We start from the raw sequence: 7183 nt of genomic DNA, 5'->3' as shown, positions 1-7183 counted from the left end.
GGCCCGGCGTCGCCGGAACACCTGACGGTGGGCCGCGTCATGGGCGAGCAGGGCGACCTGGCCGAAGACAATGGCCAGGAAGACGGCGACCGCCAGTGTCCACCAACTGTCGCCGACGAGCACGACGGCGGCCCACCCACTGACATAGAGTCCGGCCACCACCGTTTCTTGACGTACGGACTGCTCTCCCCGCTGGCTGACCACCGCCCCACCACGGCCCCGGCCGTCTGGCCTTCGGCGGCGTCCAGCGAGCAGAGCACCAGGCGGCCACCGTGCCCGAGCCGCTGCCCCTGAAGGGCCGGCAGACCGTCGACGAGTTCAACCGAGCCTTCTCCGGCCGCTCGGCCAGCGGATATGTGGCCCCTTTCACATCACTGCGGCCGCCACGAGGGACAGTGCCAGGACCTGGGACCCGTCGGGTTACCAGGGGGCGTACGGAGAAGATCCGGGGCAGGGGACGGCGGCGTCGGAGAGCCTGCTGCCTCACGGCGACGGGCCGGAGCCGGCGCGCGGACGCCGGCTATGTCGCCGTCTGCGATGGCGGGGCGTACTCGGTGAGCAGGAGGGCGATGTCGTCCGCCCTGTCGGTGGAACGGCGGGCGTCCCGCAGCAGCGCGTCGGCCAGATCCTCCAGGCGGCCCCCGCCCATGCGGGCCAGTGACGCCCGGAGCCGGTCGACGTCTGAATCGATGTCCGAGTCACGCCTCTCGATCAGTCCGTCTGTGTACAGGGCCAGGACCGACCCGGGTACGAGGCGCAGCTCCGACTCCGGGAAGTGTGCCGCTGTGTCGATGCCGAGCAGAGGGCCGCCGGGCACATCCAGGACTTCGGCCTGCCCGTCGGGCAGGCGCAGCAAGGGCGGGGGGTGGCCGGCACGGACGATGCGCACGACCCCCGAGCGAGGATGGAGGCGGGCGTAGCAACAGCTTGCGAGGAGCGCCGGGTCGAGGTCCATGTGGAGTCGGTTGGTGTTGGCGACGACGTCGCTCGGCCGGTGGCCGGCGGTGGCGAAAGCCCGCACCGCGCTGCGCAGCTGGCCCATGGCGGCCGCGGCGGCGACATTGTGCCCCTCGACGTCCCCGACGATCAGCGCGACCTCGTCGCCGGCGGGGATGACGTCGTACCAGTCGCCGCCGATGTCCATCCCTCTGGTGCCCGGAAGATAGCGCCCGGTGACATCGAGGCCCGGCAGCATGGGCAGCCCGTGCGGCAGCAGCGCGTTCTGCAGGCCGCGGGCTAGGGCGAATTCGGCGTCGTAGAGCCTGGCGCGTTCCAGGGCCTGGGCGATGAGGCCGCCCAGCGCGGTGAGGACTCCGCGCTCCTCGTCGGGAAATCGGTGGACGTCGTCGAAGCCGAGCAGGCAGACGCCGACCGGGCGGTTCGAGGCGATCAAGGGCAGGAACGCCCAGGAGTTGGACTGACTGACCATGATCCCGGGGTAGGTCTCGAGAAGCTCCTCACGGGACTCGACGAACAGCGGGGCCCCGGAGGTCAGCGCGTCCGTCACGGGCAGCCGGGCATGCAGCGGGGTGCCTTCGAACCGGGCGAGAAAGCGCTTCGAGTAGCCGCGCTGATCGAGCAGGCGCAGGCGCCGCTCCTCCACCACGGCGATCGCCAGCTTCTGACCGCCGAAAGCGGGCAGCAGCTGCTCCGCGACGGCCTCGAACACCTCGTGCGCGGTGACCGCCTCGGTGAGCGCGCTGCCCAGCGTGAGCACCCGGTAGAGGGAACCCACGCGCGGGGCCGCGGGCGGAGGTGACCAGGAGGCGGGCGGCCCCCCTGCCGTGAGGGTGGTTGCACCGGGTCCGGTGTCGGCCGGTACGGGCTGTCGCGCCGGTGCCGCCCACCCCGTCATGCCCTGAGCGCCCGGGTGGAGGGAGAAGACCAGCCAGTTGTCCGGTGGGCGGCGGACCAGGAAGGAGACCGGTTGCTGGGAGACCAGGGCGGCCCGGTAGCGGTCCTCGTACACGGGATCGGCCAGCCAGGGCAGGACGTCCCAAGGGCGTCGGCCGAGCAGTTCGTCCTGGCGGACCCGCAGCAGATTCTCCAGGCTGTGGTTGGCGTAGGCGAGGCGTCCGTCGGGCGAGAGCGCGAAGAAGCCGTCCGCGAGCCGCTCGATCGCCGCCACGGCGGCCATGCGGCTCCCGGAGTCGAGTACGGCGCCGACCAGATGGGCCGAGGCCTCCAGGTCGTCAGGGCTCTCGGGCACCCGGCCCCACAGCTCGACGGTGTGGTGGCCTCCGCGGCCGTCCCGGATGCGCAGGCAGTGTGCCAGTACGTGGCGTTCCTGGACCGCGGCACGGGCGGCGGACCGGAAGCCGGGCAGATCCGCGGGCTCGATCATGGCCGCCAGGGTGGCCGCCCGTCCGTCGAACTCGCGGGGCGGCATTCCGAAGATCGCGCACAGCTCGTCGTCGGCCGTGAGGGCTCCGGTCTCGAGATTCCAGTCGAACAGACCCACCCGGATCACCGGAGCGGATGGCAGCGGGACCACTACCGGAGCCGTTCGCTCGTCGTACTCACCCAGCGCGCCGCGGGCCCGCAGTCCGGCGAGGGTGGTGCCCAGCCGGTCGGCGGCGGAGCGCAGCTTCCGGCGCTGCGCCCTCGACAACCCTGTCCCGTCCGGCCTGGCCGTCCACACCACGGCCATGGTGCCGAAGGTCCGCTCGCCCGCCCGTACGGGGACCGACGCAGAGCCGAACGGGTAGGGCAGGGCGACCGAGAGCTGCGGGAAGCGCCGCATCGTCTCCTCCGCGCCGGCCAGATGGACCATGCGCCCGGAGCGGTACGCCTCCGCCACCGGCAGACCGCTGTTCACCGGGATCCGACGCCACCCGCTGAGCAGGGAGGGTGGCGACCCGCACGACGCGGCTACTACGAGCGAGCGGTGGTCGGCGGAGAGCAGAAACACGCTTCCGGTATGCGCTCCGGCCAGCTCCACGGCACCGACGATGGCACTGACCAGCGCGTCGTCGCGCTCGGGCGCCTCGCCGACACTTGCGGCGCCGAACGGGTACAAGTTCGATGCCACACCGTTGGCCGACACGTTGCCCTCGATCATCGATGGATAATTTGTTCCATTTTAGGATGGTCCATGGCTCCCCGTGGGCACGTGTCGGGCCGGGAAGGCCGTCCAGCATCCATGGACCGAGCGGCAAGTTCCTACGTTTCCGCTTGGCCGGCCAGAGCAGGGGCCCACCCGACCGGGATCGACCTGTCGCAGAAGCAGCTCGCCACGGCCTCGTTGTCGGGCGGCAGCTTCGTTTCGTTGACGACGGCGCGCAGGACGTCGCCGTCGCCGAGCGCCGCGTGGCTGGCGCGGCCATTGCCGACCATGTGGACGTGCCCCTTCTTGTCGATCACGCCGTGGCACAGGGGGCCGGGCGGGGGTGCGTAGCCGTCGTAGCACAGGGCCACGGACGAGTCGGTGCCCGAGGTCACGGTGTGGTGGATCATCACGCCGTTCATCGGACCCCAGGGGCCTTTCGCATTGTCTCCTTCCACCGCGGCTTCGGCCTCTGCCGTGGTCTGGGACCGGGGTTGGGCGCCTCGATGGCCTCCGCCGCAAGGGCCTCGGCGGCCAGCGCCGCCTCGTCCGTGGCCGGGATGCTGTGCGCGAGGCGGCCGTCCTTCGCACGGCCCGACAGTCCGGAACCGATCTTCATCGGGCGAGCTAGATCTCCAGGATGACTGTCCTGGCCACCGTCGCCGACAAGTTCGACGCCAGGGGGGGGTGCCTCTTCACGCAGATGGTCCCTGCACGACAGCTCCCGGCGCTGCACGCCTGCCTTGCCCGCGTCCGGTGACGCGCGCGAGTGCGTCGAGCCTCAGGGCCTCGCTCAGCGGCTGGCGGCGAGTGCCGAGAGGACGGCGCGGGTGAGGCGGGCGACGTAGGCGTCGTCGGTGGGTCCGCCGACCGCGAGCATCCTGAGGTACAACGGGGCGCCGAACAGGTCGACGGCCAGGCCCATGTCGATGTCGGCCGGCAGCTCTCCGCGGTCGATCGCCTGGTGCAGCACCGTCGCCACCGCGGCGCGCCGGGGGGCGAGGACCGCCTCGTGGAGCGCGGCGCTCAGCGAGGGGTTGCGGGCCGACTCGGCAACCAGGTCGGGGACGATCCGGCCGACGAGTGGATGGCGGAGGTCGGCCATGGTGTCCCGGACGAACCGTTCGACGTCGTCGCGCAGTGACCCGGAGCCGGCCGTCGCGGGGAGGTGTTCGGCGGCGGCCTCGGAGACCAGCTCCACGACCATCGCCTCCTTGGAGGGCCAGCGGCGGTAGAGGGCCGCCTTGCCGACGCGGGCCCGGCGGGTCACGGCCTCCATCGACATCCGCGCGAACCCGGTCTGGGCGAGCTCCTCGAACACCGCCCGCCTGATCGTCTCGGTCACGGACTCCCGCAGGACCGCGGAGCCCGTGGGCCTGCGGTCGACGTCGTCACGGCTGGTCGATTCCACTGCGGGAGATTAACACCGGACGGAACGGTTGCGTTCCGTCCGGGCCGGGTGTACGTTCCGGCGCGAGACGGAACGGCTCCGTTCCGTTCCATCTCGAAAGGGGTCCCGATGAAGTTCCTCTTCGACGACGCGGCGTTCTCCTTCCAGGCGCTGCGCACGGCCGGGCACGCCGCTTACGCGGGCGCCGATCTCGGCGAGGTCCTGGCCGCCTGCCGCAACATCCCCGACGGCGACGAGGAGGCCTGGTGCCGGGAGTGGACCGCCGTCGCCGAACGCCTCCACCGTGTCGGTGCCGAGGCACTCGCCGGCGGCCACCGGGTCAGCGCCCGCGAGTCCCTCCTGCGGGCCTCGAACTACTACCGCACCGCCGACTTCTTCCGCGTCGAGGACCGGGACTCCGACCTCGAGTCGGCCCGCCTCGCCCGGTGCTCGCGGCAGACCTTCGCGCAGGCGGCACAGCTGTTCGACACTCCGGTCGTGCCCCTGCGGATCCCCTACGAGGACACCACCCTCCCGGGATACCTGTTCCTCGTGGACGACACGGGCCGCAGCCGGCCCACCGTCATCCACCACGGCGGATACGACTCCACCCTGGAGGAGCTGTACTTCATGGCGGCGGGCGGGGCACTGCGCCGCGGCTACCACGTCCTCGCCTTCGAAGGCCCCGGCCAGCAGTCCGTCCGGCGGGAGCAGGGACTGGTCTTCCGGCCGGACTGGGAACACGTGGTCACGCCCGTGGTGGACCACGCCCTGACCCGCCCGGAGGTGGACCCTGAGAGGCTTGTGCTGTTCGGCACCAGCTTCGGCGGACTGCTGGCCGCCCGCGCCACGGCCTTCGAGGACCGCTTCGCCGCGTGCGTCCTGCACAACGGGGTCTACGACTTCTACGAGGTCCCTCTTCGCGGCATTCCGCCCTACCTTGGCGAGTGGGTGACGGACGGCCGGGACGACGTGGCCGGGCCCGCGCTGGCCGTCAGCATGGCCCAGAGCACCCAGGCGCGCTGGTTCCTGCGGCACGGCATGTGGGTCTTCGGGGCCAAGACGCCCCCCGAGGCGCTGCGCGCCTGCGCGCCGTACAACCTCGACACCGCGGCCGCGCGCATCACCTGCCCCACGCTCGTCCTCGACGCGGAGAACGACCTGGCCTTTCACGGCGAGGCCCAGCGGGTGCACGAGGCGCTGCGCTGTGCGAAGGAGCTGATGCTGTTCACCGTCGCCGAAGGGGCCGGCGAACACTGTCAGGAGGGCGCGGCACTCCGCTTTCACCAGCGGGTCTTCGACTGGCTCGACGAACGTCTGGCCCGCGCATGACCGTTGGGGCGGACACCCGGTCGGCCACGGCGGACGGCACCCGCCGCCGGGCCCGCACCGTCCTGGCCCTGCTGGCGCTCTTCATCGTCGTCAACGCCGCTGACAAGGCCGTCCTCGGCCTGACCGCGGGCCCCATCAAGGACGACCTCGGGCTCTCCGCCACCGAGTTCGGCGCCATCGCCAGCAGCTTCTACCTCCTGTTCAGCCTCTCGGCCGTCTCGGTCGGCTTCCTGGGCGACCGCATCCGCCCCCGGCCCCTGCTCGCCGTGCTCGCCCTCGTCTGGGCGGCGGCGCAACTGCCGATCCTCCTCCCCGCCACAGGATTCGGAGTCCTCGTCGCCACCCGGGTCGTGCTCGGTGCGGGTGAGGGGCCGGGCTTCCCGCTGGCCAACTACACGGCGTTCACCTGGTTTCCGGAGAAGCGGCGCGCGCTGCCCTCGGCCGTCGTGGTCGCGGGCGGCGCGGGGGGCACCGTCCTGGCCGCCCCGCTGGTCGTCCTGGTCACCAACACCCTCGGCTGGCGTGCCGCGTTCGGCCTGCTCGGGGCCGCCGGGGTGGTGTGGACCCTGGTCTGGCTGCGGGTCGGCGGCGGCGGGCCGTACGCCGCACACCTGGGCCCCGGACCGGCAGACGACGAACCGTCGGCGGGGGACGTCCCGACGGTCTCCGCCGACGGGACGCGCCCCACGGTCCCCTTCCGGCGCGTCGTCACAACGGGCACCTGGCTCGGGGCCACCTTCTCCACCTTCGGGGTCATGTGGACGCTCTCCCTGGGTTTCGCCTGGCTGCCGCTCTTCCTGGAGGACCAGGTGGGCTTCAGCGACGCGGAGATCAGCGGGATCGTCGGGCTGCCGGCCCTGTCCATGGCCGTCCTGGTCCTCACCGCGGGAGCCGTCGCGCACCGGCTGCTGCGGAGAGGGGTGACCGCCCGGGTCGCGCAGGGACTGGTCGGCGCGCTGCTGCCGCTTCTCGCCGGCATGTGTCTGCTACTCGCGACCCGGGCCGGTCCCGCCCCCCTCCTGCTGCCGTTGCTGGTCCTGGCGTTCTCCGCGGGCAACGGACAGACCCCCCTGACCAACGCGGCGATCGCGGACATCTGCCCGGCCGGCCGGCGCAGCGCCGCCCTGGGCCTGTCGTACGCCCTCGCCGCCCTCTCGAGCCTGCTCGCCCCCTATGTCACCGGGCGGATCATCGACGCGGCGCCCACCGAGGCCGCCGGCTACGGGTGGGCCTTCGACCTGGCCGCCTGTCTGCTGATCGCCGGTGCCGTGGTCTCGGCGCTCCTGATCCGACCCGACCGGGACGCCCTCACCTTGCTCGCCGCACACCCGGCGACGTCCAGCGCGTCCGCCGCCTCCAGCGTGTCCGCCGAGTCCAGTGCGGACGCGGAGCCCACAGCGAAGGAGTGACCCCCG

4 protein-coding genes and 2 pseudogenes are annotated in these 7183 nt (G+C 72.3%); 2 read left to right on the top strand and 4 right to left on the bottom strand.

Features of this window, described 5'->3' with window-relative positions:
• The 4 genes and pseudogenes from ABD932_RS40120 to ABD932_RS40100 all read right to left on the bottom strand — a co-directional run.
• Window positions 1-159: pseudogene (locus ABD932_RS40120) on the bottom strand (acyl-CoA desaturase); the annotation flags it as partial.
• A 361-nt stretch (window positions 160-520) separates the two neighbouring features.
• Window positions 521-3061 (bottom strand): SpoIIE family protein phosphatase, encoded by a 2541-nt coding sequence (locus ABD932_RS40110; protein ID WP_345020942.1) that lies wholly within the window; start codon window positions 3059-3061, stop codon window positions 521-523.
• A gap of 176 nt (window positions 3062-3237) precedes the next feature.
• Window positions 3238-3492, bottom strand: a pseudogene (locus ABD932_RS40105) (peptidoglycan recognition protein family protein); the annotation flags it as partial.
• Window positions 3493-3839: 347 nt separating this feature from the next.
• The gene (locus ABD932_RS40100; RefSeq protein WP_345020941.1) at window positions 3840-4457 is read right to left on the bottom strand and encodes a TetR/AcrR family transcriptional regulator; all 618 of its coding nucleotides are present in this window, start codon (window positions 4455-4457) and stop codon (window positions 3840-3842) included.
• 108 nt (window positions 4458-4565) lie between these two features.
• On the opposite strand from ABD932_RS40100, the gene ABD932_RS40095 reads away from it, so the two are divergent.
• Entirely contained in the window at window positions 4566-5768 is a 1203-nt protein-coding gene (locus tag ABD932_RS40095) for an alpha/beta fold hydrolase (protein WP_345020939.1), read from the top strand.
• Window positions 5765-7177, top strand: coding sequence for an MFS transporter (locus ABD932_RS40090; protein WP_345020937.1), 1413 nt, complete (start codon window positions 5765-5767; stop codon window positions 7175-7177). Before ABD932_RS40095 ends, ABD932_RS40090 begins: the two co-directional genes overlap by 4 nt.
• The last annotated feature ends 6 nt before the right edge of the window (window positions 7178-7183 follow it).

The sequence above is a fragment of the Streptomyces shaanxiensis genome, from assembly GCF_039537145.1.
Lineage (GTDB): Bacteria > Actinomycetota > Actinomycetes > Streptomycetales > Streptomycetaceae > Streptomyces > Streptomyces shaanxiensis.
Note: the sequence above shows the minus strand (reverse complement) of the source record. Positions and strands in the feature narration are given on the sequence as shown.

Bases quoted from the DNA above. Each gene is read 5' to 3' on its own strand.
- ABD932_RS40110 (WP_345020942.1), bottom strand. From the start codon at position 3,061: ATGATCGAGGGCAACGTGTCGGCCAACGGTGTGGCATCGAACTTGTAC.
- ABD932_RS40095 (WP_345020939.1), top strand. From the start codon at position 4,566: ATGAAGTTCCTCTTCGACGACGCGGCGTTCTCCTTCCAGGCGCTGCGC.
- ABD932_RS40090 (WP_345020937.1), top strand. From the start codon at position 5,765: ATGACCGTTGGGGCGGACACCCGGTCGGCCACGGCGGACGGCACCCGC.